Below are 25,765 nucleotides of genomic sequence, written 5' to 3' on the forward strand. Positions count from 1 at the left end.
CTTTAAATACATACACCAATGACACATTTCAAAAAATGTGACACAGGAAAGCTATGTCTCTTCCTGGCGTCCGTCCTGTTGTCTTTTCAAACGACTTTTGCACAGGATTATCAAGCGTTACGACAAAATGCCCTCGACAAACTGGACCTCTCGGGCCTGGGCAATAAGTTGTTTATGAATGCGGCGGTCACCACGCGGAACGAAATTGACTATTTAAAGCAAATCAGTTCCGGCAAGCTTTCGAAACCTGAATCGGTATCGGCAGAAGAATGGCACAACCTCTACGAACGCATCGCCGACGCCGACCTCCGTGCAAAAAATGCGCATATGCCCTACCTGAAAGATTTGGTGGAGACCAACCTTTCGAAACTGACCCGGAACGATACCATTCCGCTTGGCATTATCGATATGGAGGCTGTGTATCTGTCTGAAAAACAGCTCCGATCCAATGAGGATGGAAAAAGAACAGGAAAGCCTGTCGACTTTGCAACTTATACGCCGTTTAGGATTTTGTATGCGGCCGCGTTGCGACAGGACGTTTATCAGGCCGAGGTTTGGTTCAAAATCAGCCCCAAACTGCTCATTACCAATCACGCGCAACCGCTCATCGCAATGGCGATTGACTTTGGCGACGGCAAGGGGTTTACCAATTATTCATTTCAGGAACAACTGATAAAGCACCGTTTTGAAACGGAAGGCAAACATCCGGTCAAAATAAGGCTCATTGCGGAAAACCGCCACGACGATTTCGAGACGTATGTTGATGTGCGGCAACTGGAACGTATCCCGCCGGCGATGGAATTCCACGTATCCGCACCAGCTGCCGTGAGCGACACTTTCCTGCATAATGCTCGGACACAGGTCGTTGGTGCGACCATTCGTATTGTTACGGGCTGCGATGGAATACTCGATAAAACGGTGATTATCGGGGAAGGTTTTGATTTTGCAAACGATGTGAACCTGGACGAATTGGAAGCAATGTTTCGTGAGCGGTTTTCACAATGGCTAAGGGAAGGTTTTGACCTGGTATTTATCGATTACGATGATGGAACAGCTGCCATCGAGAATAACGCGCAGGTTATGAAAGCTATCATCCAGCAAATCAATACGATCAAGCAAGGCAACGTTGACAACATCGTTTTGGGCGTTTGCATGAGCGGCCTGGTCGCAAGGTACGCATTGCGAAAAATGGAGGTAGATGGAATCGCCCATCATGTAAGACTCATGATTTGTTACGACACTCCTAACCAGGGCGCTAATGTCCCAGTTGGTCTGACGCAGTTGCTATGGGAATCAAGTCCGACGTTGCTTACTCAGGTAATCCTGAAATTTTTCGCAAAAACCTGGCGTGATTACTACTACTCGATGACCACGCCAGCAGCAACGCAAATGATGCTCCACTGGGGCGGTCAGCTTACAGGTGGCGTCGGATCCAAATCGCCCGCGTTTGATGCTTTCCAAACTAGCCTGAATAGTCTAGGTAATGGTGGCTATCCTCAGAATTGCCGGAATATTGCGATCACACATGGTAGCATGAATGCGCAACATCGCGAACTCTTTGGACTATACAATTATGGCGATCGGATATTGCGAAGCTGGACGCCCTTTGGCTTGCAAAATAGCAATATCGATGTCCATACGAATGCACTTAATCAAATTAGTAATGTACTTCGGTTTGCAACCTGGGGGATATTTTCAAAAAGGTTGGGAGTTAGTCTCAATTATAATTCTCCTTTCAACGATGACTTCTTACCTGGTGGACTAACGCCCAGAGTAGTTCCAAATAAGTTATTTTCGAAAACAAAAGATTTCACATTTTGCTTCATACCGACGTTTAGTGCGATCGACTATCAGGGACCTTTAAACACGCAAGTACAACGAGAGTTATTGGACCTACATGCAGTCAATGCCGTAACGGGTCCAGGAAGGCAGACGCCATTTGCTAATATCTACGGTACTGATAACGATACCGAACATATCCGAGCCGGATTTATCCCCTGGACAACCATCGGCCAATCCGAAAACCTCCTCGCAGGCGGCACCACCTGCCCGTTGCTTCCCCACCCACCCCAACCAATCATCTCCGTCTACAACGTCTGCTACCCATTCAAGCAAAGCCGGGTTACCGAGGGAAATACGGCCAATATTTCGGTGTCCCTCGCAACGCCGTCGGGTGGGCAGTACATTCATAACTGGCTGGTACTGCCAACGCAACAAGCCTTCACGACCACCGGCGATCAGATCACCTTTCAGGCTGAGCATCCTGGGCAATACCAGGTGATATGCACGCGGACTTACCCGAACCGCCGGGACCTGGAATCAACGCATGAAGTGACATTTACGGTCACCAATTGCGGCGATCCGCTCGACCTTCCGCAAAACCCGCAGGTACCTCCGCAAATCGATCCGGACATCAGCATTTTCGACATTTGGGAAGACGATTTCCTGCTCACCACGCCCCAGCCGGATTCGGTGGCGGTGTTTGCACATTATGAAGGCACATTGCCGGCAATCCTTTACGCCTCCAAAGCCGACGAGACTTTCGTGCCCGCGAGCGAGCTGGAAGCGGCAGGCATGTTCCCGGAATTCGCCCAGCTGTTTGCGGAAGAAGACCCACGCGACGCCCTGCCCGTAGTACTTACTGCGTTTACCGCTGCGCGTGAGCATAATTCAACGCTTTTAGCCTGGACCACTGCCAGCGAAATCAACAGCGACCATTTCGAAATTGAGTGGAGCCCTGACGCGAAAACCTGGCAGAAAATCGGGGAAGTGGCGTGTAACAACACCGGATCGGCTATGACGAACTACTCATTCATTGACCTTGAAAGTTGCTATGGAATGGCTTATTATCGGTTGAAAATGCTGGACGTCGACAAATCCTTTGCATACAGTCGCATTTGTTCCGTTCAATCAGCAAAAGCAGGTTTACTCGCATTTCCCAATCCGATTGAAGCGGACTTGCCGTTCTCGTTGCTCACAGGAGGCAAGAAGCCCGCGAAAATCACCTTCTTTGACCTGGCCGGCAAAACCGTCCTGGAATCCGTAAATGTTCCCGAACGAGCACAATTACGGAAGTTGCTGCCGGGCCATTACCTGCTCCGCGTGCTTTTTACCGACGGCACGACAGCTAATCAACTAGTAATCAAGCGCAACTAAGTGAAGAAAACGACATTCGGAAGTTGCCCCGCGTGAACGCCGCCGGTGCGATAACTCCTTCGGATAACCCTTACCAGGTGCCGGTCGGCTTTCCAAAACCCGGTTACCTATCAAAATCTTGCAGATCCCCCCAATAACTACGCCCTCGTGAGGGACCGTTCAGAAGCCTATTACCTGCCGATCAACGCTACCTATACCGACGATCGGTAAAAAACTCTTAAAACCCGACCAGTGTATGTTTCCGTATACTGGTCGGGGTTCCGAAATTTAAAACTTCAAAGCCACACCCGCCATCACATTCGCGGGCTTCTGCGGGCTGCCGTCGCTGAGCCAGTATTTTTCATCCAAAAGGTTATCCCCTTTGAGGCTAATGCGGAAACGCGGCTGGTCGTAAAACAAGGTTGCATTTACCAGCGTGTAGGAAGGTATGGTAAATGTATTTGCTGAATTGAAATAAGATTCGGAAACACGATAACCGCCCGCGCCAATTCCGAAACCACGTAAACCGCCGCCGGGAAACTGGTAGCTCACCCACAGGTTAGCTGTATTTTTAGGCGTTGAAACAGCCCGTTTTCCAGCCACAGCTTCGGCTGCGCGGCGGAATTCGTTGTCATTATAGCCATAACCCATTACGATGTTCAACCCTCTTACCGGACTTGCTATCAACTCGGCTTCGATGCCTTTACTCTGCTGGGTACCATCCTGAACGGTGAAGTTCTGGTTGTTGATCGTTTTCAAATAGGTCGAGTTTTTGACAGCAATATCATAGTAGCTGATGGTTGCACTAAGCTTGTTTCCCAACAGATTAACTTTCGCTCCCACTTCCCACTGGTTGGCTTGCTGCGGTTTAAAATTAGATACGGTTCCGTCGGGCTGGCTCGCGGCAGGGATGTTTTTGAAACCATTCATATAGTTTGCAAAAAGCGAAATGCGCTCGGGCAACGGCTGATACACAATGCCTAGTTTGGGTGAAAGTGCGGTCTGTTTGTAATCGCCTGTGGTAATGCCTGTCAGGCTATTCAGTGTGCCATTGTTTACAAAACGGTCGACTCGCAGGCTTAGCAATACCATGAGCTGCCGCGTGAAATTGATCATGTCGGAGGCGTAAGCACTGTAAGAATATTGCTTGTTAATAGACTCCGGCGCATTCAGTCTGGTAAACAATGTCTGGATCTGATCGTTATCCAGCGAGCGGCTTGCTTTGTTGATATTGACCGTATCGAGCGTGACCACGCCGTAGTGCATGTGGCGGTATTGCGTCAGATAATCTACGCCTAGCAAAAGCCGGTTACGGATCGGACCGACATTGAAATCACCGATGAAATTCTGCTGGATCTGTTTCCGGCCCCATTTGTCGGGAAACCACACACTCACCTGCCTACGGATGGTGGAATCGGTCATCCAGGTGTAATTGAACTGGTTGAAATGATCGTAAGTACCGAGCGACCACGCATAGTTGGTTTGCGAAGTCCAGTTTTCCGACAATTTATATTCCGCCTGAAAATACACATTATTAGAGGCCTGGATCGAGTTTGCCGAGTTGTCGATCAATGAGCGTTTGTAGCCCAGTTTCAGTTCATCGAGCGCCTTGGCTTTTACACCGGAACCGATCGTCAGCAACGTTGCCGAGGTCGCTTTCGCAGTCTGGATGTCGGCATTCAGGTTCAATGTCAGGCGGTCGGAGGCTTTGTAGGTGAAGCTTGGCGCAATGGCTGTCGTGTGTGAAAAACCCTGGTCCTGAAACGAGTTCTCCTTCTGCGCAGCCGCATTAAACCGGAAAAGCAGCGTCTTGTCGCGATTGACAGGCGTATTGACGTCCACCGCAAAGCGGCTAAGGTCGTTGCTGCCCGTAAAATAGGAAACCTCGCCGCCCAATTTTTCAAACGGCTTTTTAGTCACATAATTGACCAACCCATTGAACGACACCATCGCCGACCCGAACAACGTGCTTGAAGGGCCGCGGATCACTTCCACGCGCTCCACAATCGCCGGGTCGATACCGGTTTTCAAAAAGGTCGCCATCCCGTTGCGCAAGTTGTCCCCCGACTGAAACCCTCGCGATATGAAAGCAGGCATACCCGCGCCTGTACGCGTGGACGTCGCGCCAGGCACATTGCGGAATGACTCTTCCAGTCGTGTAATCATCTGTTCGTTCATCAACTCCTTGCCTACCACGCTGTAAACCTGCGGGTTTTCGAGGTTTTTGAGCGGCAATCTTGCCACATAGTCACTTTCCTTGTTCCCGAATTTATTCGCGGCACCGGTCACAACCAACTCCTGCAAAGTTTTGCTGTCTTCGTTCAGTGAAACATCCGGTAATGTCACGGTCTGGTCTGCAAGTACCTCCACTTCCTGCTCGATGGCCTCGTAGCCCAGCAGCTGGATCACCACTACCTGCTTTCCGGCAGGCACGTTCTTTACCAGATAATCTCCACGGGTATCCGTTTGTGCTCCTTTTCCTGTTCGTTTTACCAAAATATTTACAAATTCCGCAGCCTGCCCGTCCGATGTGCGAACCGCGCCTTTCACATTTCCACGCCCTTCTGTTCTGGCGAGTATCAGGATTTTATTGCCCTGCACTTTCAGGCGATCGGCAGCCTCGCCGATCAGTTGCGTAAGCACCTCTTTTACAGTCACATCTCTGACGTTCAACGAAACCCTGCGATTGGCATCCAGGTAAGTGCCGCTATAAGAAAATGTGCATTGTGCCTGCTCTCCCACGGCGGCCAGCGCATCGCTTAACGCGATTTGATCGAATGAAATAGTGATCCGCTTGTCGAGCACAGATCTTACCTGCGCATGCAGCATAAGCGGGATGGCCAGCATTAGCACAGCCAGTTTGAATAGGGTTTTCATTAATTTTGTTTCAATGTTTGATTAATTCTTTCAATGAGAGTTGTTGGACACAGGCCTGGGTGCAAGTTTGCGAGACGGAACGCCCGGGCCTTTTTATTGGCTGTCCTCGGGGTTGATCAGGGAGGATTTACTTTCATAAACTATTGGGTAGCGATTGATTTATTGAATAATGAGCTGCTTTCCCTGTTGGGTGCAGGTAAATTTCATTGCCGACGACATATCGTTCAGGATGGTCTGTAAGGAAGGATTTTCATAAGTACCGGTAAAAATGACGTTTTTCAATGCCGGATTGCGGATCACGACGTCGATGCCATACCACCGTTCCAGTACCACTGTTATTTCGGATAATCGGCTATCGCGGAAAGTCAGCCTGTTCTGCTTCCAGCCCCCGTACACCCCTGCGTAAACATTCCGGTTGATCAATGCACCCGAAGCCACATTAAACGATGCCAGTTGGTTGGCCGTCAGCACGACTTGCTTTTCAGCCGGACCGAACCGCACTTTGCCTTCCACTACCACCAGTTCTGTTTCTTCTCCGCGATAAGCTTTGAGGTCAAAAATCGTCCCCAGCACCGTCGTTTCGGTGTTTTCAGTTTGAATGGTAAATGGCCGCGAAGGATCTTTACTGATTTCGAAGAATGCCTCCCCTGTGAGATAGATGTTTCTGGACGTGTCTGTGAAATGATCCGGAAAACGCAAATGGCTGCCCGCATTCAGGTACACGAGCGAGCTGTCGGGCAGATAGAATTTCTTCTTTTCTCCCAATGCAGTCCGGATCTTCCGGAAATGAATGGGAGCAGTTTGCGAAATGCTGTTTCTTATCGAAAATCGATCGTAAGCAAACCATGATAAACCCAGCAAGATTGTAACACTCGCCGCTATACGTGACCATTTCCAGAAAGGAATACCTCTCCCTGCATTGACCGATCCGTCCGGAAACCCAGATAAATCGCTCAACGCGTTCCATATCCGCGCTTGTACAGCTTTTCGGTCCTTTCCTTGCAAATAGGATGGCACCTCCCCGGCACCATCGCCGGCGAGCCATTGCAGCACGGCATGTTTCTCCTCCGGACTGCATTGACCGAGGTGGTATTTTTGAATAAGTTCAGGGGTAACCTGCATGGGGTTCGTTTAGGATCGGGAGCATTCCCTATCCATCAGTTGCAGAGCGCCTGCTTATCCCCTACGGCTACCATGAAAATTTTTGGAAATACTTTAACGGTCCACACCAAGATGCAATCTCAAAGTACGCAGCGCTTTGGTAATCTGGTTCTCTACCGTTTTTTCAGAAATCGCCAGGGAGTGTGCGATCTGCTTGTTGTTCATCCCGTTTTCGCGGCTCATCCTGAAAACCTTCTGGCACTGCTCGGGCAATGCATTCACGATCCGCCCTACCTGTTCGGTGAGCGCATTGTAATAAACCAGATTCTCGGTATGATTCCCGGCAGCGGATGCCGAGTACGAAATTTCGCGGAGATTACGGGTTTCGATGGCGGTGTTACGCAAATGCTCGAATGATTTAAGGCGTGCGGCCTTCACCAGGTAGTTTTCAATGCCCGTATCGATGAGCAGGCTATCGCGGCGTTCCCATAACGACCGGAAAATATCCTGCACAAGTTCCTCTGCAACAGCGCGATCTCCTACAAAATGGAAGCATATGTCGTACATCCTCTCCCAGTATTCCAGGAAAATCCGTTCAAAAACGCTTTCATCATTCAGTCGCATTGATAGTAATCTTATTTAGACCTATTCTAAATGCAAAAATGATTCTTAATGCGTTTAAAATCAAATTTCCTGCAACTTATTGACAGATTTCTGCGAAATGGACGTTAACGAGGGAACAGATTACACCAATTTTGGGACGGTTTAACCTCTGGTTTGGGCAGTTCATCACAATGGTGTTCTGTATGTTGAAGCTTCAACACTAATTTTAGAGCATGTTTCAATCAGTGGAAGCACGTCTTCCGGAACATTAACTTCATTTAGCCATGAGTACAATTGAAATTGAACAAGAGCAGGAAATTACTCCAATCAACATCATCCGGATCGGAACAGGGTTCTGGTCTGCCAAACCATTGCTGACGGCCATCAGGCTGGGCCTTTTCACTGAACTTGCCTCCGGCCCGCTGTTCGTGTCCGAAATCCGGCAGAAACTACGTCTCCAAAGCCACAGCTCCCTCGACTTCCTCGATGCCCTCGTAACTTGGGGCATCATCGAGCGCGACGGCAAGGGCTTTACCGCCATTTACCGCAACTCACCCGAAGCCAACACATTCCTGAACCGCCGCAAACCCGATTACCTGGGCAATTTGCTGGAAATGGTGAACGATGAAAAATCTTCGCTGGCTGGCAATCTGAAAGAAGTAGTCGGTGAATCCGGCATCCGGAATTCCTGGGACTTGAACAGGCTGTTCACGATGGTGGCCTGATAGTAAATATACTTAGCCCCGGGGAGCAGAAATCTGCTCCCCGGATTTTCGCAATGCTGCTCTGAATTCCGGTGTATCTATGTAATTTTACAACACAATCCGATATCCAACCGGCACCACGGATTGTCAAGAGCGGTTTCCGCAAATCCTTTCTTGCCTGATCCCGGCTCTACGTTCTTCCATGGCTTTCCAATAATTCTCCCAGTATTCGGGTGGATGGTTGGCGATAATACGATCCAGCTTTTCCCTACCAAATTTTCTAGCTGCAAGGCGCAGCCTTTCGAGCTCACCCGCCGTAAATTCAATTCTACCTGAACTTGTGTTGTTGATCACCTCTGATTTCATACGCTCAAAAGATTAGTGGTTCTAATTATCTGGTTTTTATTGATATAATAAACGAAAGGTAATTTTGTCCAGGTTGAAAAATTTCTTTACAGCGGCCATTAAAACCATAGATATCAAAATACTGTCCTAAATCAACTGATTCCCGCAGAATTGCCATTTGATACAGGCGAGCCCGTGCAGACGTAGAAGCTTCGATAACGACAGACGCTTCAGGGCGATCCGACAAAAAGAATGCAATAGCTTTCGAAACCGTCGACAACACAGCGGTCGTGTCCCCATTGTCACCGCGCTCATCGACATCGATACTGCCATCATCCCGTAGATTTCCCAAAACAACTGCATAAGAATCAGGGTCATTCATTTGAGTAAAGACCACAATCTTATCAATCTTCGAATCTTCTGAACTCGCGAAATAGAAAATATCACCATCGCTATCAGGAATGTAATCGTACCAGGCTGTATTCATTTGAGAAGAGTCTTTATTTCTTCCCAATTTGTAACAACTGCAAACCCTTGCCCTAATCCGATGTACAAATGGCAGCGACGGATTAGTAAGCGCCATCTTATTTATAGTCGTGAGCAAGATCAATCCTGGAAGCCCAATTTAATGGACAAGAACCTTCCTTCCAAAAGCAATAGCCCTCCGGCCCAAACTGATTATCAAGCGTAAAACCCGCATTTCATCCCTGCAAACTAACGCCTCGTCAATCCGATTTGCGCTCGGAAGTCATGAGCTTTACATTCGGAGCATTCGAAACTTTCAACCTGATTACCTATGCCTTCCTACAAACTTTCTGTGAACGGCAAAGTCTATACCGTCGAGGCCGATGCGCAAATGCCGCTGCTTTGGGTGATTCGCGACCTTATCGGACTTACCGGAACCAAATACGGCTGCGGGATTGCGCAGTGTGGAGCGTGTACGGTGCATTTGAGTGGGGCGCCGGTTCGATCCTGCTCTTTTCCTGTATCAGCTGTGGGTGAGCAACCGGTAACGACGATCGAAGGGCTTTCGGAGGACAATTCGCATCCGGTACAGCGCGCATGGATCGCCGAACAGGTACCGCAATGTGGTTACTGCCAGAGCGGGCAGATTATGTCCGCGGTAGCGCTGCTCGCGGGGAATGCCAACCCCGACGACGAGGCCATTAATGGCGCGATGAATGGAAATATATGCCGTTGCGGGACGTATCCGCGTATTCGCAAGGCAATCAAAACTGCCGCCAGCTATTCGCATTGATCAATTCCCATGGAGCCAAAGGATATTTCCCGCCGAAACTTTCTTCATCAGGCCGCATGGTCGGGTGCGGTGCTTACACTTGCTGCATACATGCCTTCGTACGGGCAAACGCTCCCGGAAATCATTAATCCTGTCACAAACGGGGCGCTGCCGGGGACAGAGCTGCTATCCTGGATTTCCATCAGCCGGGCGGGCAAAGTCACGCTCATGTGCAACCGTTCCGAAATGGGTCAGGGTACGTTTCAGGCGCTTCCGCAAATGCTCGCCGAAGAACTGGAAGTAGCACTCGACGACGTTCAAATCGTTTTTGCACCGGCCAATCCTGAAAAATATGGCCCTCAGCCGCAGGAAGGAAGCTTTTCCGTCCGCGGATGGGCGCCGCGCCTGTTACGCACCGGCGCCTGCGCACGCGAGATGCTGATCGACGCCGCTGCAACCGAATGGAATGTTCCCAAAACCGAATGCTATGCCGAAAACGGGTTGGTTATCAATCGGGTAAGCCAAAAGAAACTATCCTACGGCGCGTTGATTGAAAAGGCGGCCAAACTTAAACCGTCCGCCGATGTCGCATTGAAAAAGCGGGCCGATTATAAAATCATCGGTAAACCTGCTCCACGAAAAGATATTCCCCTGAAAACCAACGGATCTGCCGTTTTCGGTCTTGACAAAAAACTACCCGGCATGAAATACGCGGTGATCGAGCGTAGCAGGCGGTTCAGGGAAACTGTAAAAGGCTTCGACGATTCCGAAACGCGAAAAGTGCCCGGTGTTTCGCACGTTTTGAAAGTAAAAAGACCCGTATTTTCCCAATACTGCGAAGGTGTCGCTGTCGTTGCCGATACGCTTTGGGCAGCCATGCAAGGCCGCAAAGTATTGAAAGTGCATTGGAATGAACCGGATTTTGAACTTCCCCGTACCGCATCGCTTGAAAAACAAATGCGGGATAATCTGCAAAAAATTGGGAACGAACCAAAGTTTGACAGCGAGTACGCCCATTGCAAGCAAAAGCTGGAAGGGGCTTATGAAACGCCTTACCAGTCGCATAGCTGTATGGAGCCGCTCAATTGTATTGCCGACGTCCGCTCGGATAGCATCGAAATATGGGGACCAATTCAGGAGGCCAACTGGATTCAAGCCGACCTGAGCCAGCGGTTCAATATCCCCATCGGGCACGTGGCCGTACATATGACCTTCCTCGGCGGCGGTTTTGGGCGAAAAGCCTTTCCTGATTACCCCTATGAAGCAGCACTCATTTCCAAAGAAATACAAACTCCCGTGCAGGTAGTATGGACGCGCGAAGACGATATGATGGCCGGCCCATTCCGCCCCGGCGCCTTCTTTACGTTGAAAGGCGGGCTCACTGCCGACGGCCGCATTCATGCATTTCAGGCCAAAACGGCTACCCAGTGGATCGGCCAGGATTGGTCGGTCACCCCGCCTGGTCCACCCGAGGCCGCCGGGTACAACACGGGTGATTTCGAAGGGTTACTACATCCCTACCGCCAGGGAATCCCGCATTACAGCTTCGGGGGCGCGGGTACGCACTCGCCCATACCCGTGATGTGGTGGCGCTCCGTGTCCGCGTCCACGAACGGGTTCGCATGCGAGAGCTTTATAGATGAACTGGCACATCTGGCGGGCAAAGATCCGCTGGCGTTCCGGCGCGAACATTTACCCAGCACACGGTACCAGGCGTTGATCGACCGGATGGCCAAACTGACCCACTGGCAATCCAGAAAAAAAAACGACGGCTGGGGCGTCGCATTCACGGAATGTTTCACAGGCATTTGTGGTCATGCGGTAAAAGTGGCGCGCAATGCTGCCGGAAAAGTCAGGATAGAAAAAGTGATTGCGCTGATGGATTGCGGCTGGTATGTAAACCCCGACATTATAAGAGCGCAGGTCGAAGGCAGTATCGTGATGGCGCTGGGCGCCGCCACTATTCATGCAACGACATTCGACGATGGCCAGGCCGTCCAGCAAAATTTCGACACCTACCCAATGCCGCGCATTGCCGACATTCCGCCCATTGAAGTATACATCATGGAAAACGATGAAAAACCGGGCGGTGTGGGTGAGCCGGGGCTGCCTCCGTTTGCCCCGGCCCTCGCCAACGCGATTTTCGACCTCACAGGCCAGCGCATTCGCCGGCTTCCGTTCAGCCTGGATGATATTTCGTAGCCGCTGCGGAGCAGCCCTTGTTCCACAGCCGCTATGAAACAGCTATTATTTCCCTGAAAGTGATTTGATAAACAGAATCACCGACTCGATATCGTTATCCGAAAGCACACCCACGAACGATGGCATTTCTTCATTATAACCTTTGACAATGTGTTTGGAGGGCGTCAGGATCGATTCGCGGAGGTAGGCTTCATCAGCGACTACCTTCGTACCATCGTCAAAAGTCCGCTCCGATTTGTACAGGTTCTGAAACGGCGGGCCGTACATCCCCTTGGTACGGGTACCTTCGGAATGGCATCCGGCACAGGCCATTTTCTGGAATATCTCCCGGCCCTTCTCTGCCGAAGCGGCTGTTTCAGTCACCGCCACTTTGGAGGTTTCGGAGCGTTTAGTATTCAATAATGCGAGGTCGACGCCTTCAAAACCTTTCAAATCCACATCGGTCGACTGATTAATGGTAAACCAGAACTGGTCGTTCACCTTTTTTCCGTCCGCGGCCTGCAAATGGTAGGTAACTTCCATTTGCATGATCTCGGTCATTTCAGGTACGAGCAGCAACACGCTTTTACGATCCGCGGACAAATACGATCCCGCCACATACATTGTCTCCTGCCCTGTCGAACCATCCAGTTTGAAATGCCCCGAGCCGTATTCCTCGGTACGTTTGTAATTCCATCTTCTCACTTCAAAATTCTTCGGATCGCTTGCAGTGGCTTTATCCAGCGGCGAATCGAAACGAAGCACAATACCTTGCTTGCCCGCACGGAAATGGTTAGGCAAATAACTCGGCTTGCCGGTATAGCGGAGCCTCAGCAATGCACTGATGCCGTTCGAGCTGGAACCCCAAAGGTTAAAGCCAGCCACATACAATTGTTCGTCAACCGGGTTCATCGCCCCTTTCGAAGTGGGCGCGGGATAATTGGCATTAATGACGGACACTCCCCCCTGAACAATGCTGGTGGTACTGTCGATCAGTACGCGGAATAATCCGGGTCGGCCGAACGAAAAGTGAATCAGATTCCCGTTTAATGGCCCCATTTTAGAACTGGTAGCCCAGACCTGACTGATCGCCGAGCGGTCTACGCTGTGAGGGATCCAGGTCAGCGGCGGTGTTACTGCCGGGTTATCTTTCCGGTGCAAGGTCGGTTCCACACCAAAATAATCGCCCTTGTGAATGACAAAAATCGGCGTGGAAGGCACGAAGTTACCTTGCTGGTCAGAAGATGTCAGAATGCCTTTGACAGGATGCATTCCCAAATACGGGCCGCGTAAACCGGTCGCCACAACTTCCGCGCTGCGGCCATCCTGCGAAATGTGCAGAATAGTCCCGTTCTGGTCGGAACCTGCACGGAAACCCTTGCCGGTAACCTTCGTCATGCCTGGCCCGTTGCTCAAACTACCGCCTTTGGCAATATAAAAACTACCATCCGGCGCCGTCACCAGGTCTCCTGCCCACTCGCGCGACTCGGCCGACTGCCCCATTACATTGGAGAAATTCTCATAGTAATCGGCCACGCCGTCGTTGTTCAGGTCGTGAAAACGGACAATGCCATTTCTGTCGAAAACAAAAATCTGTTCTTTTACAATTTCGATGCTCATCGGCTCGTGAAGGCCCGATGCATAGCGCCGCCATTTCAGGTTTTGGAGGCTTTTATCAATGCCTTCCACAGTCCAAACGTCGCCGTCGAAGGTCACAACCGCCGCTCTTCCGTCCTTAAAAAAGCCCACATCAGCCACACGTACATTTCTTTTCCATGGGTTATTCAAAGGCAATGTCAGTTGATCGGTGACGAATGCGGCCGTATCCGGTGCGAGTTTTCCCTGGGTCACAACGGTTTCTTTCCACAAAGCAGGACCACCCTTTTTGAAATCGGGTAATGGAATGTGTTTTGTTTTTACAAATTTCTCAAATGCCTTTTTGTCCTTCGAAAGCCCTTTCCAAATCGCTACCGTAGCTTCGCCATTGGCCGACGCCGGTATTTGTACGGTCAGGTATTTCCCTTCCTCCACTCCGGTTTGCCAGTTGGACTTGCCCTTGCCCAAAATGGCCACTGCCGTGACGGTATCCTTACCCGCGCCCTGGTACACGTACGCAATGCGACCTTTTACTTCGCTGCCGGTTGCATTATCGATTTCAGCGGCTGTCAGGAATAGATCAGTGGAAACATCGCCGGCCTGGATCGCACGCGTAAATGCCACACCTCCGTCGAATTTCGCGCTACCGGGAAGCTCGTAGATATGCGCTTTGCCCACCGAATAGTCGAGTATGGAACGGTTACCGTACACATACACGCCATTGTAACGCCCCTGCTCGGCGGGAAGCGGCTTCCAGGTCGGTGGCAACGACTGGTCGGTGCGGTACTGCGGCTTGCCGGTCGACCAGCCTGCGTAGGCGCCGGTCGCGAGCACGGGCGAGCCGGGAACGGTGGCTATATTATTGTTTTTGTTAAAAAAATCCTTGTACGAAACCTGCGCCATCAGCACCATCGGCAGAAATTTGCCCGTCCATGCCACCGACCACCGCAGCAGATCGGTATCGAAGCACGCGTAGGCGCTGTCGCCCAGCTGCAATGCGAGCGTACGCGCGGCCTGGTTGTCTTTCGGGAAACCGCCGCCCAACTTGCGGGCGTCGACGGAGGTCGAAATGTAAGGAAAACCGGGCTCGACAAATGATGCCAGTTGCAGCGAATCGGGACGGTCGGAAGCGGTGTTGCGGGTGTAGGTGTAGCCGGTCATCAACACCGACGCCAGGGTGACGCCGCCCAGCAGGGCAATGCCCCACCGTTTGCCCCGGTACTTTTGAATGTTAAGCATGTATGGTTCAGGTGATAAAAGAACAATTTTTAAAGCTATACAAAATAGGAACTTACTGGATTACTAATGACCTATTTTCGGGCCCGTATCCCTTACAGCCCTTGAAAAAGCCTTCCCATTGAATTTAAATCAATATATTTGAAATAAACCTGAACAATATGATCTTATTCTCCGGGCTTCGCAAAGAGCAGATCTCCACCGAAATCCTGGCCGGGATTTCTTCATTCCTGGCAACGGCGTATATCATCGTCGTGAACCCGTCGATCCTCAGCCAAACCGGCATGCCATTCCCGGCGGTGCTTACGGCTACGATCCTGGTGTCTTTTTTCAGTAGTTTAATGATGGGCATTTACGCTAACAACCCCATCCTGGTCGCGCCGGGAATGGGCCTTAACGCATTTTTTACCTACACTGCCGTACTTACCAACGGCCTGTCGTGGCAAGTGGCGCTCGGAACGGTATTCTGGTCCGGCGTATTTTTCTTGATTTTATCCGCATTCAATATCCGGTCTTACATTGTGAGGGCTATTCCAAAACCGTTGCGGTTCGGCATCGCAGCGGGTATCGGGCTGTTTATCACACTCATCGGCTTTGCGAATGCCAAATTCATCGTACCCAATCCGGCGACGATGATCAGCCTGGGAAATCTCAATGCACCGACGCTCACTTTCATCGCCGGGTTGCTCGCAACGGTGATCCTGCTGATCCGCAATGTCAAAGGCAGTATTCTGATCGGCATTGTCGTAACGAGCCTGCTCGCCTGGCCGATCGGGCGCTGGTGGGGTGGCTCCGAAGCGATTATTACCATTGATCATGTAGTTGCAAAACCCGATTTCAGCCTGCTATTCCAGCTCGACTTTCTCAATTCCCTGAAATGGAGCCTGGCACCGATTATTCTGGCATTCGTATTTACCGATATGTTCGACAGCCTTTCCACGTTCGTCGGGCTGGCCGAAGCCTCCAACCTGCTCGACGAGAACGGCGAACCTCGCAATATCCGCCGTTCGCTGATGGTGGACGCTATTTCGACCACCATCGCGGGACTAACGGGCAGCAGTCCGGGCACGGCGTATATCGAATCGGCCGTAGGCATCGAGCAGGGCGGCAAAACCGGATTGACGGCCGTCACAGGTGCGATTTTGTTCCTGCCCTTCCTGTTCCTCTCGCCCCTGCTAAGCGCGATACCTACCATCGCCACTGCCCCAGCCTTGGTACTGGTAGGTGTTTTCATGATGAAACCGGTGATCCGCATCAACTGGAACGACCTTTCGGAGGCATTTCCGGCATTCCTGGCCATGGTACTGATTCCCTTTACCTACTCCATTACGCAAGGCATTATCTGGGGATTTCTGAGCTGGACAGCCTTGAAGTTACTCACCGGGCGCGCCAGGGACATTAGTATAGCCCTCATTATCATCGATATTTTTGCCATCCTGGCGCTGATTTTTTAAACTCAACATGAAAAAAAATTCGCTACTCACATTCCTCTTTCTGCTCTTCATTCTTCCTGCAAGATCCCAAAGCGTCACCGGCATTCTCGGGGCATTTCCGCCGGAACTGGTATTGCTGGAAAGTGAAATGACACAGAAAAAAGATACGATTATCAGTCAGATCCGCTTCATTAAGGGCGAATTGCGCGGCAGGCGCGTGGTACTCGCGGAAACTGGCGTCGGCAAGGTGAACGCCGCCATTACCACCGCAATGATGATCCAGCATTTCAAACCCCGCGAGATTGTATTCTCCGGGATTGCGGGCGGCGTAGACCCTGCACTGGCGCCGGGTGATCTCGTAATCGGGACGCAAATCGCTTACCATGATTTCGGGCAGATCGACGATGCCGGAATGCATTACTGGGTCACGAAAAACCCTTTTACCAAAAAAGATAATCCCCTGAAATTCCACAGTGATTCCGCAATGATCAGCAAGGCACTTTCGGTTTCTAAAAATTTAAAACTGGCTAAGGTAGAGCGTGATAACGGAAGCTTCACGCCGGCAGTGAAGACGGGCATTATCGTCACGGGCGATCAGTTTGTTTCATCCGAAAAAGTCACAAAACGACTGCTGACCGACCTCAATGCGGCCGCTACCGAAATGGAAGGCGCCGCCATCGCGCAAACCTGCTACCAGCAAAACACTCCGTTTCTGATCATCCGCAGCCTGAGCGACAAGGCCGACGGCAAAGCCAAAGCGGATATGGACCAGTTTTACGATGTCGCCGCACGCAATGCGGCCACGCTCGTTATGGCCGTGATTGAGGAAAAGTAGTTGCGGGCGCAGCCGCATGCTTAACCTGATAGGTATAAACCGAATAGGGAAAAATAGCCGACGCCACCCATTTGGAAACGAGGCTTGCGATCACGATCGGGATGAAGAGAATGTAGTTATCGGCCAGCGCGCACACGAGGAAAATCGAGGTAAATGGTGCGTGAATGCTGCCGCTTAGCACGGCTGCCATGCCTATCAGCACGAAATTGACGGGGATCAGGCCGAGGCCGAAAAAGTGATTGAGTACCACGCAAACAATCAATCCCAGGAACGCACCGATAAACAGGCTCGGCGCAAAAACGCCCCCATCCCCTCCCGCACCGAGCGTTACCGATGTCGCGATCGGCTTCAAGAGCAGTACCGCGAGCAAAGGCAGTATGATGGTTAAAGTGGGTGCATCGGCGTGGCGAAACACGTGTTTGATGCCTTCGTAACCTTCTCCGTAAAGGTTTGGCACAAAGAAAATCATCGTGGAAATGAGCAGCGAGCCACCGATAATGCGCGCATAATCGTTTTGCAACGAACCGAAGAATTTCTTACAAAACAGTACGCATTTGGTAAGGTACACCGAGTTGAGCCCCGCCAGCACGCCCAGCAGGATCATATAGGGCAACGCCTCGGTGTGCCAGTTGGTGACGCTGAAATGAAAGACCTGTTTGTAAAAGAAAAACCGGGTAACGAGGTAAGAGGCCAGCACCGCGGTCACCACCGCCGCAGTGTGTAACTTGCTTTTTCTGCGCGTAAAAACTTCAAATGCGAACAGAAAACCGGCAAGGGGCGCATTGAAGAGCGCCGTCACGCCCGCGGCCAGGCCTGCACATACGAGGTCTGTACGGTATTTGCGCAGGTAACTCACTTTCCGGCTTGATAATGCGCCGATAGCCGCCGTCGACACGACCGTGGACACTTCAATTCCCGTGGAACCGCCAAAAATCACGGTCAGCAGACCATTGAAATAGTGGGAAGGAATTTTGTAGGCGGGCAAAGTGTGGGCATTTTTATTGATCGTGTCCAGCACTTCTTTGATTCCCTTGTTGGCTTTGTTATGAAAAAGGAAATAGCGCAGCAAATGGATGGTAGTAAGGCCGATCAGCGGAATGATGAAGATCAGATAACGGTTATCCCGCAAATTTTCCAGGAACGACTCCTCGTAATGCTCGGTGATCACTTTGAGCGTATCGGCTACCAATGCCGACAAAACGCCGGTTACCGCTGCCGCAAGTATGACCGCGACGACCCTTTGTGATTTTTTTACCTTATAAGAATTCAATTCCATCGCTGTATTTTAAATCTGGAAACGGGGTGCCTGCATTCAAAGGTAACGCGGACCGGTAGTTTTGACGTTCCCGCTCCTTTATAATTCACCAGTCGCGACCGCGCTGGCCGTTCATTGTCAACTCATTAAACGCACATAAACGATGAAGAAAGTTTACTTCCTGTTGGCCGCACTTGCGGGGCTCGTGTTCCTGGCCAACACCTCGCGCGTGACCCGTGCCAAATACGGCATGGTGGTAGGTACACCCGAGATCCGATCGATCAGCGGGCTGGCTTTCGGGCCGGACGGAGTGCTTCTTGTGGGTGATTCTAAAAGTGCGACGGTTTTCGCGATCGATACGAAGGATGCGACGGCCAATGCGAACGCACAACCCATTGAAATCAAGAACATTGACCAGAAAATTGCCACATTACTGGGAACAGAAGCTGCGAACATCAGCATTCAGGACATTGCGGTGAACCCGGTTTCCAAAAACATTTACTGCGCCGTGCAAAGTGCAGATGGTACACCGGTCCTGCTGAAAATTTCCGGTGACAAAATCGAAGCGGTGAGCACGAAAAATGTGCCGTTTTCGAGCCTCGCGCTGAATAATGCGCCTGCGGAGGACGCAAAAGACAAACGTGGCAATGCTGTACGGGTTTCTGCCATTTCGGATATCGGTTTTGCCGATGGTAAGGTGCTTGTGAGCGGGCTTTCCGGCCAGGAGTTCAATTCTACGTTTCGCAGTATTCCTTTCCCTTTTGCCAACAAACAGGAACAGTCGACATTGGAAATTTACCACGCTGCACACGGCAAATACGAAACGCTGGCCCCGATCCGCACATTTACGACAGCTGAAATCAAGGGTAAAAAATACCTGGTAGCGAGCTACACCTGTACACCACTCGTACTTTTCCCGATGGACGAGCTGAAACCCGGCACGCACGTTAAAGGCCGCACCGTGGCCGAAATGGGCAGTGGCAACTCGCCGATCGATATGGTGACCGTTAGCAAGGGCGGCGAGTCGTTCCTGATGATGTCCAACTCTTCACGCCCCGTTTTCAAGGTAAAATACAAAAGCATCGAGGCGTACCAGGGCGCATTGACCACTCCTGTGGAAGAAAGTTTCGCAACGGCCGGCGTCGATTTCGTTTCATTGCCGGTCACGAATGTGATCCAGATGGACAAGCTGGACGAATCGCGGATGGTAATCCTGCAACGCCGCTCCAACGGCAGCCTCGACCTCTGGACTTCAAGTGAAAGGTATTTGTAAAATCCCGGTGAAAAGATTGGTCAGGCTGGCGTACATCTCCGGCCTGACTTTTTTTGTATGCCTTTTCAGCTGCCGCCAGAAAACCAGTGATCAACCGATTGCTATTCAATGGCAAAACGAACAGGCCGTTGCCCTAAGCATTCCGGCGGCATTTGCATCAGATATTCCGGACGATTCGGTCTCTTTATTATTAACACTCAATATCGCCGGTCAGCAAAATCCGGTGCCCATTCTCGGCTCGTTCGAGCGCAGAGAAGGTGGGTTATTGTTCCGACCTATGATTCCCTTCACGCGCGGAATGCGTTACGAAGTGCGCGTAAGAGGCACGCATGCGGAAGATTTTGAAATCCCGCAAAACAATGCCGGTAATGCGCCAAATGTAACGGTCATTTATCCTTCGGCCGACACGCTGCCCGAAAACCTGCTGAAAATCTACCTGCATTTCGACCAGCCCATGCGGGAAGGAATGTCTGGGAGGTATGTCAAATTGGTCAGAAACAACCGCGATACCATCGACGGCGCATTCCTGGATTTGCAACCCGAACTCTGGAACCCCGGGCGAACGGTGCTTACGCTCTGGCTCGATCCCGGGCGGATCAAACGTGATTTACAGCCGAACAAACGGCTCGGCGCACCGATGCAGCGCGGTACGCATTACCGGGTCGTCGTCGCACAGGCGTGGACGGACGCGCGCAGGAAGCAACTGGCAAAACCCTATCAAAAAGCATTTGTTACCGTTACGAAGGATTCGCTTTCGCCTCAACCTGCGCAATGGACGCTGGTATCACCCACACAGGCGACCAGAGAGCCATTGAAAATCGATTTTAAAGAGGCGTTGGATCACAGCCTGCTGGCAGAAGTATTTGCCATACAGGACAATACCGGCGCAAAAATACCGGGCCGGTGGGAAACCGGGCCTTTTGAAAAGCATTGCAGTTTTATACCGGATGAAAACTGGAAGTCAGGTTCGTACCAACTCCTGATCGAACCGAGGCTGGAAGACCTCGCTGGAAATAACCTGGTGCGGCCTTTCGATAGGGATGTCTCCAGAAGTTCAGAGGCTGTTACCGGAAAGATTGCCGTGCTACCCTTTCAAATTAAATAGCTACCGGTTCTTATCCATTAGCCTTCGGTTCACCACTTGCTCAATGACCTGCTCCCGGTAGTTACGACTGATGGGAATGCGGTGGGGCTGAATGAAGATTTCGTTGCCGTCAATCCCTTCAATTTTGCCGATCGAGACGATGTAGGATTTGTGAATGCGGATAAAATGCCGGCTATCGAGGTTTTGCTCCAAATGTTTAAGGTTGAGCAACGTAATGTACTTGCCTTTGCGCGTGTGGATCGTGACGTAATTTTGAAGGCCCTCGATGTACAGAATGTCGTCAAAAAAGATCTTCTCATATTTGCTACCACATTTGATGAAAAAGTAATCTTCCTCCGCCTTCGACGTTGCGGATTTGGTGAGCAGTTTGTGATAGTCGCGTGCCTTGCTCGCCGATTTGAAAAAACGTTCGAAAGTGACCGGTTTGAGGAGGTAATCCATCACATTGAGCTGAAAACCTTCCAATGCGTAACTTGGGTAGGCCGTAGTAATGATGGCCATGGGTGGGTTTTGTACGATTTTCAGGAAGTCGATGCCGCTCATTTTGGGCATTTGAATGTCAAGGAAAATCAGGTCGACCGGCTCGCGGTCCATCAGGCTCATGAGCTCCACCGGATTTTCGCAAACGCCCGTCAGTTTCAGGAAATCCACCTCCTTCACGTAATCCGCCAACCCTTCCCGAGCGAGCGGCTCATCATCGATTATCACACAGTTGATCATCTATCCTACCTGATTTAAAGACATTTGAGCTGTTTCCCCAATTTCCAACCTTTCCAATTCTACCTCAAAATGAACGCTAAACCGGCCCGCATCGCGCCGGATATCCAGATGGTATTTTCCCGGATAAATCAGGTCCAGCCGCCGCCGAACGTTTTTCAGGCCAATCCCGCCGTAGTTGACTACCTCCATGGCTTCATCGTCCGAAATGCTGTTACTGAGGTTAAATTTGAGGCTCATGTTATCAATCCGCAAATCGCCCCGGATCCAGTTCCGTGCATCATTGTTCCTTGAAACATGCTTGAATGCATTTTCCATGAAAGTCATGAGGATAAACGGTGCAATACCCGGCTGTCCGTCGAAATGCTCCTGCACATCGAAAACTACTTCAAGATTGTCGTTTTGCCGCAACTTTTCCAGTTCGATAAAATTTTCAAGATAGGCTATTTCCTTGCCCAGCGGGATCTGATGATCGTTGCATTCATACAGCTGATGGCGGAGCAGTTCGGAAAACTTCGCCAGCGACGCCGACGCCATATCGGGGTTTTTATGGATCAGGAAAAAGATCGAATTGATACTGTTAAAAAGAAAATGCGGGTTGAACTGGTATTTGAGGAAATTCAGCTCGGTTTCCAGTTTTTCCTTTTCCAGCATTTGCTGCCTTCGTTGTGTTTGGAGCCAGTTTTTGGCCAGTTTGATACTCATTGCGAATGTCATTGCCGCAACCGTGGACGACAAGGGCCCGCCAAGCATCATATGAAAAAACGCGTAGTTACCAGCCCCGAAGAACGCTTCCAGCGTTTTACCCGAAGCCCAGGCACTGAGGTAGTAGCCGGGGACGATCATGGCCGCCGTCGCGAGGATCGTGAGTAGCAAAAATGTAAGAAACTGGGCATATCTACCCTTTTCAAGGTAACGCGGGACGAGGAAATACAGATTGAAATACACGGCCAGCGCCTGCCCTGTTACGTAAAAAAGGAATTTGATAACCGAAGTCGTAAACAGTGCCTCCAACACTTTGACCGGATTTCCCAGCGCAACCACCCACCATATATAATGATAGACGATCCAAAAGGGAATGTGGTAGAGCTTGTACCTGAAAAACCAATGCGCCCGCACAGGCGGAGAGGCAAAATCCGGGTCGGAATGGGGCTGGGCGGTCATGAAAGCAATTGGTATACTACCCACAATTTACGGGAATAAGCGCGAAATAGGTACCTGCTGTACCAAACGACGGAAATAATTGATAAACTGTCGGCGCTGCTATACCAAAAGACCCGGTGGATTCCATCGTCCACCGGGTCTTTATTCCAAATTCTCTTGCTAAAAGCTAAGTCAGCGTAACGCCGCAAGGACATGCCGAGCTGGCCCTCGTCTTGGTATTGTATTCCAATTTCAGCTTCTTGCCTTTCTCGTCCGCCTCTTCCAGCAGTTCGAAAGTACGGCGCTCGCCAAGCATCAGAAGCGATTGGAAAAGAACGCCGGCATATTTACTCTCTTCGCTAGCGGGGCCTTTTTCCTTGGCGAGATCATTGTAGTGTCCGAAAAGATCTTTTCCTTTTCCCATGATTTTATATTTTGCTTTGAATTTCAGAACCTTAGTTTCAGCGTCAAAAAGCACGTTGAAATTCTCTTCTGCCAATTTAGAAAAATAATCATAAAAAATCTCAAAAAATGCATGCCAAAGTGCGGCGGCAAGCCGCCTTGACCGCCGGCCAGCGGCAGTCAGAGGTCGGAGGTCGGTTTCCCCTTCCTCTCACTCAGCGCGCCCCGCATATTCTGAAACGTTTCGATCGGCGCGCGGCAGGCAAACATATTGACTACATGCGCCGGAATGTAGCCTCCCGGATCGACTTGCAGCGTGTATTCAACCCATACTTTGCCATTTGGCAACGGGCGGATCAGCCACCGGTTTACGGATGCATTGATCCGCACAACGCCTTCGCGTACAGGTACGACGCCCGGTACCGCCGGTGCTTCTACGGTCACGACATCACTATTTTCATGCTTTATGATCTTCAAATGCGTTACAAAGTCGCGGTTATCCAGAGGCCACGGCAAACTTACCTCCGTGTGGTAAAACAACTCGGTATCCGAAACCTTTTTGATCAGCTTACACGACTTGGTATGGCAAACCCATCGCTCGGCAGCCTTAACGTCCAGCAACAATGCAAGGACTTCGTCTACGCCCGCATCCAGCACAGATTCCGCTTTCATGGCTTTGATCTTCGAATCGGGTACTGACCTGGCATACACTTTAATTCCGTCACGCGCGGCCACACGCTTCCATTCCGCCTGCGCGAGTGCCTGCGTAACACACAGGTAAAGAGCCGATAAAGCGAGTATCAAGTACCTCATAACGGCACAAAATTCTCACTTCATCGACCATTACCGAAGCCCATTCCGCCCCTGATGCCGGAAAGCATGTTTCAACTGACAGAATGCATGTTTGAGCTGATGATTGTTGATTGCTGCCGGTAGATCATCGTACAGTTAAAAAGTTGGCAGTTTGCCAACTTGCATTTATTTTTACACTACTCATGCAGAATACGACCACATTAATGCAGAAACAATCTGAACAATGGAAAAGACACAATGGTATTTGATTGAAACCGAAGACGAATACGAGAAAGCACTTAGCCGGTACGATGAGGTAAAACATTCGGCAAAAGGATCTGAGGAACACAAAGAAAAAATGCTTCTTGTTCACCTGATCAGCGAATACGAGAAGAGCTTTCGCATCGACGTCCAGGTTGACCCCGTTGAGGTGATCAAGATCAGAATGGAGGACTTTGGCTATAAACCGGCCGATTTGGCTCAGGTTTATGGTGATAAAGGGACTGTTAGTAAGGTTTTAAATTACAAACAGGCCCTTTCGCTTTCGATGATCCGTAAATTCAGTCAGCTATTGCGCATTCCTGCCGAGTTATTAATCCCCGAATATTCGTTGAAAGGCGTTCGGCAGCGCTAAAAATCAACCGAGGCTGATACCTTATACGTATCTTTCAAAGGGCTACCGGAGTCGGTGGGTATGATGTATGCGAAATCGAGCGAATAGTGTTTCAGGAAACGCACGCCGGCGCCCGCGGTGAAGAATTTACGGTTTCCTTTCACTTTGTTTTCGGCATAATAGCCCCCGCGGAGCGCGAATTGGTTTTTGTACAAATATTCGGCACCCATCGCCACGACGATTTCCTGCATTTCCTCCTTGAAACCTCCGGGCGCATCGGAAAATGACTGGATAATACCTTTCAGATAAGGTTTCTGATTCACATTCCGGCCAGATACAGGCGTCGGCACCAGCAACTTTCCAGCTTCGGCGGTCACATTCAGCTTGTGCTGCCCGTTGGCTGTATACGAAAAGCCACCTCCTAGTCTTAGCGTCGTTGGCAGAAAGAATTCAAAGTTCGGTCCATAATTCATCTTCGGGCCAATATTGACAAGCGTAGCGCCGACCGTCCAAATCATATTTTCATCACCTTCCGCATCCGACGCGACACTTTTGTAATAAACTCCGACATCGCCGGCCACCGCACGCGCAGGTTTCAGCACCGCACCAGACACAACAGCACCGCCAATATTCGACGAGACATATTTGAGCGTCATACCCGCTGAAAAATGGCTTCCCAATTGCCTGGCATACGATCCGCTGAAAGCAATGTCGCTGCCGCCAGAGTACGAAGATGCCGATGTAATCCCGGGAACGCTGAAATATTGGACAGAAGCACCTACTACCTGCCCGTTTCCTAATTTTTTGTAACCTGCGGCATAGCCCAGCCATTCACTATTGACCAAATAGGGCATCCACGGCGAGTACGTCGCTGTAACCCCGAAACTCCCGGGCGCATCTGCCAGCTTACCGACGTTCCAGATCGCCGAATTGGCATCGGCGCTCGTGGCCGTTCCCGCGTGGCCCATTCCTTCCGCCCGCGCGTCCGACGCCATCGTAAGAAAACTGCCGGCCGTCTCGGCAACGCGGTAATTTGTCTGGGAAAATGCATTCGTCATAACGCACGACAAGCATGCAAGCGTGAGCAGATTCGCTTTCATAGGGGTTCAGATTTACGTTAAGAAAGTTTGTTAACGGTTACAAACTCAAAACGCGCCCTATTTTAGATTATTACTTGATTTA

General features: G+C 50.6%; 21 protein-coding genes. 9 read left to right on the top strand and 12 right to left on the bottom strand.

Annotation, left to right across the window (positions count from 1 at the left end; translation table 11 throughout):
* Positions 1 to 18: 18 nt before the first annotated feature.
* Positions 19 to 3,156: a T9SS type A sorting domain-containing protein gene (locus BMW93_RS00660; protein ID WP_229240117.1), complete on the top strand. Its 3,138-nt coding sequence runs from the start codon at positions 19 to 21 to the stop codon at positions 3,154 to 3,156.
* A gap of 267 nt (positions 3,157 to 3,423) precedes the next feature.
* Here BMW93_RS00660 and BMW93_RS00665 read toward each other — a convergent pair whose 3' ends face one another.
* The 3 genes from BMW93_RS00665 to BMW93_RS00675 all read right to left on the bottom strand — a co-directional run bounded on the left by BMW93_RS00665 (position 3,424) and on the right by BMW93_RS00675 (position 7,737).
* On the bottom strand, positions 3,424 to 6,012 hold the full coding sequence (locus tag BMW93_RS00665; protein ID WP_090373271.1) for a TonB-dependent receptor: 2,589 nt from the start codon (positions 6,010 to 6,012) through the stop codon (positions 3,424 to 3,426).
* 159 nt (positions 6,013 to 6,171) lie between these two features.
* Positions 6,172 to 7,134, bottom strand: coding sequence for a FecR family protein (locus BMW93_RS00670; protein ID WP_090373272.1), 963 nt, complete (start codon positions 7,132 to 7,134; stop codon positions 6,172 to 6,174).
* A gap of 93 nt (positions 7,135 to 7,227) precedes the next feature.
* Positions 7,228 to 7,737, bottom strand: a complete 510-nt coding sequence (locus BMW93_RS00675) for an RNA polymerase sigma-70 factor (RefSeq protein WP_090373273.1) — start codon at positions 7,735 to 7,737, stop codon at positions 7,228 to 7,230.
* A gap of 263 nt (positions 7,738 to 8,000) precedes the next feature.
* On the opposite strand from BMW93_RS00675, the gene BMW93_RS00680 reads away from it, so the two are divergent.
* Positions 8,001 to 8,441 carry a methyltransferase dimerization domain-containing protein gene (locus tag BMW93_RS00680; RefSeq protein ID WP_090373274.1) on the top strand — a complete coding sequence of 147 codons (441 nt, stop codon included), beginning with the start codon at positions 8,001 to 8,003 and terminating at the stop codon, positions 8,439 to 8,441.
* Positions 8,442 to 8,567: 126 nt separating this feature from the next.
* Here BMW93_RS00680 and BMW93_RS00685 read toward each other — a convergent pair whose 3' ends face one another.
* The gene (locus BMW93_RS00685; RefSeq protein ID WP_090373275.1) at positions 8,568 to 8,786 is read right to left on the bottom strand and encodes a hypothetical protein; all 219 of its coding nucleotides are present in this window, start codon (positions 8,784 to 8,786) and stop codon (positions 8,568 to 8,570) included.
* 25 nt (positions 8,787 to 8,811) lie between these two features.
* Positions 8,812 to 9,252: a DUF6934 family protein gene (locus BMW93_RS00690; protein WP_090373276.1), complete on the bottom strand. Its 441-nt coding sequence runs from the start codon at positions 9,250 to 9,252 to the stop codon at positions 8,812 to 8,814.
* A 309-nt stretch (positions 9,253 to 9,561) separates the two neighbouring features.
* On the opposite strand from BMW93_RS00690, the gene BMW93_RS00695 reads away from it, so the two are divergent.
* Positions 9,562 to 10,023, top strand: coding sequence for a (2Fe-2S)-binding protein (locus BMW93_RS00695; protein ID WP_090373277.1), 462 nt, complete (start codon positions 9,562 to 9,564; stop codon positions 10,021 to 10,023).
* 9 nt (positions 10,024 to 10,032) lie between these two features.
* Positions 10,033 to 12,204: a xanthine dehydrogenase family protein molybdopterin-binding subunit gene (locus BMW93_RS00700; RefSeq protein WP_090373278.1), complete on the top strand. Its 2,172-nt coding sequence runs from the start codon at positions 10,033 to 10,035 to the stop codon at positions 12,202 to 12,204.
* Between the two features lie 45 nt (positions 12,205 to 12,249).
* Here BMW93_RS00700 and BMW93_RS00705 read toward each other — a convergent pair whose 3' ends face one another.
* A complete protein-coding gene (locus tag BMW93_RS00705) occupies positions 12,250 to 15,018 on the bottom strand; it encodes a DUF6797 domain-containing protein (RefSeq protein ID WP_090373279.1) in 2,769 nt (922 codons plus the stop codon).
* A 158-nt stretch (positions 15,019 to 15,176) separates the two neighbouring features.
* Here BMW93_RS00705 and BMW93_RS00710 point away from each other — a divergent pair, with 158 nt between their 5' ends.
* Both BMW93_RS00710 and BMW93_RS00715 read left to right on the top strand, forming a co-directional pair.
* Positions 15,177 to 16,469 (top strand): NCS2 family permease, encoded by a 1,293-nt coding sequence (locus BMW93_RS00710; protein ID WP_090373280.1) that lies wholly within the window; start codon positions 15,177 to 15,179, stop codon positions 16,467 to 16,469.
* Between the two features lie 7 nt (positions 16,470 to 16,476).
* The gene (locus BMW93_RS00715; protein ID WP_090373281.1) at positions 16,477 to 17,283 is read left to right on the top strand and encodes a 5'-methylthioadenosine/adenosylhomocysteine nucleosidase; all 807 of its coding nucleotides are present in this window, start codon (positions 16,477 to 16,479) and stop codon (positions 17,281 to 17,283) included.
* Here the strand turns inward: BMW93_RS00715 and BMW93_RS00720 are convergent.
* On the bottom strand, positions 17,258 to 18,559 hold the full coding sequence (locus tag BMW93_RS00720; RefSeq protein WP_090373282.1) for a chloride channel protein: 1,302 nt from the start codon (positions 18,557 to 18,559) through the stop codon (positions 17,258 to 17,260). The genes BMW93_RS00715 and BMW93_RS00720 overlap by 26 nt on opposite strands.
* Before the next feature lie 142 nt (positions 18,560 to 18,701).
* Between BMW93_RS00720 and BMW93_RS00725 the strand changes: the two genes are divergently transcribed.
* On the top strand, positions 18,702 to 19,811 hold the full coding sequence (locus BMW93_RS00725; RefSeq protein ID WP_090373283.1) for a hypothetical protein: 1,110 nt from the start codon (positions 18,702 to 18,704) through the stop codon (positions 19,809 to 19,811).
* 7 nt (positions 19,812 to 19,818) lie between these two features.
* Positions 19,819 to 20,916, top strand: a complete 1,098-nt coding sequence (locus BMW93_RS00730; protein WP_229240119.1) for a hypothetical protein — start codon at positions 19,819 to 19,821, stop codon at positions 20,914 to 20,916.
* Here the strand turns inward: BMW93_RS00730 and BMW93_RS00735 are convergent, their stop codons facing one another.
* From BMW93_RS00735 to BMW93_RS00750, 4 genes are all read right to left on the bottom strand, one after another.
* On the bottom strand, positions 20,917 to 21,636 hold the full coding sequence (locus BMW93_RS00735) for a LytTR family DNA-binding domain-containing protein (RefSeq protein WP_090373285.1): 720 nt from the start codon (positions 21,634 to 21,636) through the stop codon (positions 20,917 to 20,919). It lies immediately after the preceding gene.
* Positions 21,637 to 22,797, bottom strand: a complete 1,161-nt coding sequence (locus BMW93_RS00740; RefSeq protein WP_090373286.1) for a sensor histidine kinase — start codon at positions 22,795 to 22,797, stop codon at positions 21,637 to 21,639.
* Between the two features lie 166 nt (positions 22,798 to 22,963).
* On the bottom strand, positions 22,964 to 23,200 hold the full coding sequence (locus BMW93_RS00745; protein WP_090373842.1) for a hypothetical protein: 237 nt from the start codon (positions 23,198 to 23,200) through the stop codon (positions 22,964 to 22,966).
* A 158-nt stretch (positions 23,201 to 23,358) separates the two neighbouring features.
* Positions 23,359 to 23,991 (bottom strand): START domain-containing protein, encoded by a 633-nt coding sequence (locus tag BMW93_RS00750; RefSeq protein WP_090373287.1) that lies wholly within the window; start codon positions 23,989 to 23,991, stop codon positions 23,359 to 23,361.
* A gap of 223 nt (positions 23,992 to 24,214) precedes the next feature.
* Here BMW93_RS00750 and BMW93_RS00755 point away from each other — a divergent pair, with 223 nt between their 5' ends.
* On the top strand, positions 24,215 to 24,604 hold the full coding sequence (locus BMW93_RS00755; protein ID WP_090373288.1) for a type II toxin-antitoxin system HigA family antitoxin: 390 nt from the start codon (positions 24,215 to 24,217) through the stop codon (positions 24,602 to 24,604).
* On the opposite strand, the gene porV is transcribed toward BMW93_RS00755, so the two are convergent.
* The gene (porV, locus tag BMW93_RS00760) at positions 24,601 to 25,683 is read right to left on the bottom strand and encodes a type IX secretion system outer membrane channel protein PorV (protein ID WP_090373289.1); all 1,083 of its coding nucleotides are present in this window, start codon (positions 25,681 to 25,683) and stop codon (positions 24,601 to 24,603) included. The two genes, BMW93_RS00755 and porV, sit on opposite strands and share 4 nt — an antisense overlap.
* Positions 25,684 to 25,765: the final 82 nt, after the last annotated feature.

Source organism: Dyadobacter sp. SG02 (assembly GCF_900109045.1).
Taxonomy (GTDB): domain Bacteria; phylum Bacteroidota; class Bacteroidia; order Cytophagales; family Spirosomataceae; genus Dyadobacter.

Bases quoted from the DNA above. Each gene is read 5' to 3' on its own strand.
- BMW93_RS00660 (WP_229240117.1), top strand. From the start codon at position 19: ATGACACATTTCAAAAAATGTGACACAGGAAAGCTATGTCTCTTCCTG.
- BMW93_RS00665 (WP_090373271.1), bottom strand. From the start codon at position 6,012: ATGAAAACCCTATTCAAACTGGCTGTGCTAATGCTGGCCATCCCGCTT.
- BMW93_RS00670 (WP_090373272.1), bottom strand. From the start codon at position 7,134: ATGCAGGTTACCCCTGAACTTATTCAAAAATACCACCTCGGTCAATGC.
- BMW93_RS00675 (WP_090373273.1), bottom strand. From the start codon at position 7,737: ATGCGACTGAATGATGAAAGCGTTTTTGAACGGATTTTCCTGGAATAC.
- BMW93_RS00680 (WP_090373274.1), top strand. From the start codon at position 8,001: ATGAGTACAATTGAAATTGAACAAGAGCAGGAAATTACTCCAATCAAC.
- BMW93_RS00685 (WP_090373275.1), bottom strand. From the start codon at position 8,786: ATGAAATCAGAGGTGATCAACAACACAAGTTCAGGTAGAATTGAATTT.
- BMW93_RS00690 (WP_090373276.1), bottom strand. From the start codon at position 9,252: ATGAATACAGCCTGGTACGATTACATTCCTGATAGCGATGGTGATATT.
- BMW93_RS00695 (WP_090373277.1), top strand. From the start codon at position 9,562: ATGCCTTCCTACAAACTTTCTGTGAACGGCAAAGTCTATACCGTCGAG.
- BMW93_RS00700 (WP_090373278.1), top strand. From the start codon at position 10,033: ATGGAGCCAAAGGATATTTCCCGCCGAAACTTTCTTCATCAGGCCGCA.
- BMW93_RS00705 (WP_090373279.1), bottom strand. From the start codon at position 15,018: ATGCTTAACATTCAAAAGTACCGGGGCAAACGGTGGGGCATTGCCCTG.
- BMW93_RS00710 (WP_090373280.1), top strand. From the start codon at position 15,177: ATGATCTTATTCTCCGGGCTTCGCAAAGAGCAGATCTCCACCGAAATC.
- BMW93_RS00715 (WP_090373281.1), top strand. From the start codon at position 16,477: ATGAAAAAAAATTCGCTACTCACATTCCTCTTTCTGCTCTTCATTCTT.
- BMW93_RS00720 (WP_090373282.1), bottom strand. From the start codon at position 18,559: ATGGAATTGAATTCTTATAAGGTAAAAAAATCACAAAGGGTCGTCGCG.
- BMW93_RS00725 (WP_090373283.1), top strand. From the start codon at position 18,702: ATGAAGAAAGTTTACTTCCTGTTGGCCGCACTTGCGGGGCTCGTGTTC.
- BMW93_RS00735 (WP_090373285.1), bottom strand. From the start codon at position 21,636: ATGATCAACTGTGTGATAATCGATGATGAGCCGCTCGCTCGGGAAGGG.
- BMW93_RS00740 (WP_090373286.1), bottom strand. From the start codon at position 22,797: ATGACCGCCCAGCCCCATTCCGACCCGGATTTTGCCTCTCCGCCTGTG.
- BMW93_RS00745 (WP_090373842.1), bottom strand. From the start codon at position 23,200: ATGGGAAAAGGAAAAGATCTTTTCGGACACTACAATGATCTCGCCAAG.
- BMW93_RS00750 (WP_090373287.1), bottom strand. From the start codon at position 23,991: ATGAGGTACTTGATACTCGCTTTATCGGCTCTTTACCTGTGTGTTACG.
- BMW93_RS00755 (WP_090373288.1), top strand. From the start codon at position 24,215: ATGGAAAAGACACAATGGTATTTGATTGAAACCGAAGACGAATACGAG.
- porV (WP_090373289.1), bottom strand. From the start codon at position 25,683: ATGAAAGCGAATCTGCTCACGCTTGCATGCTTGTCGTGCGTTATGACG.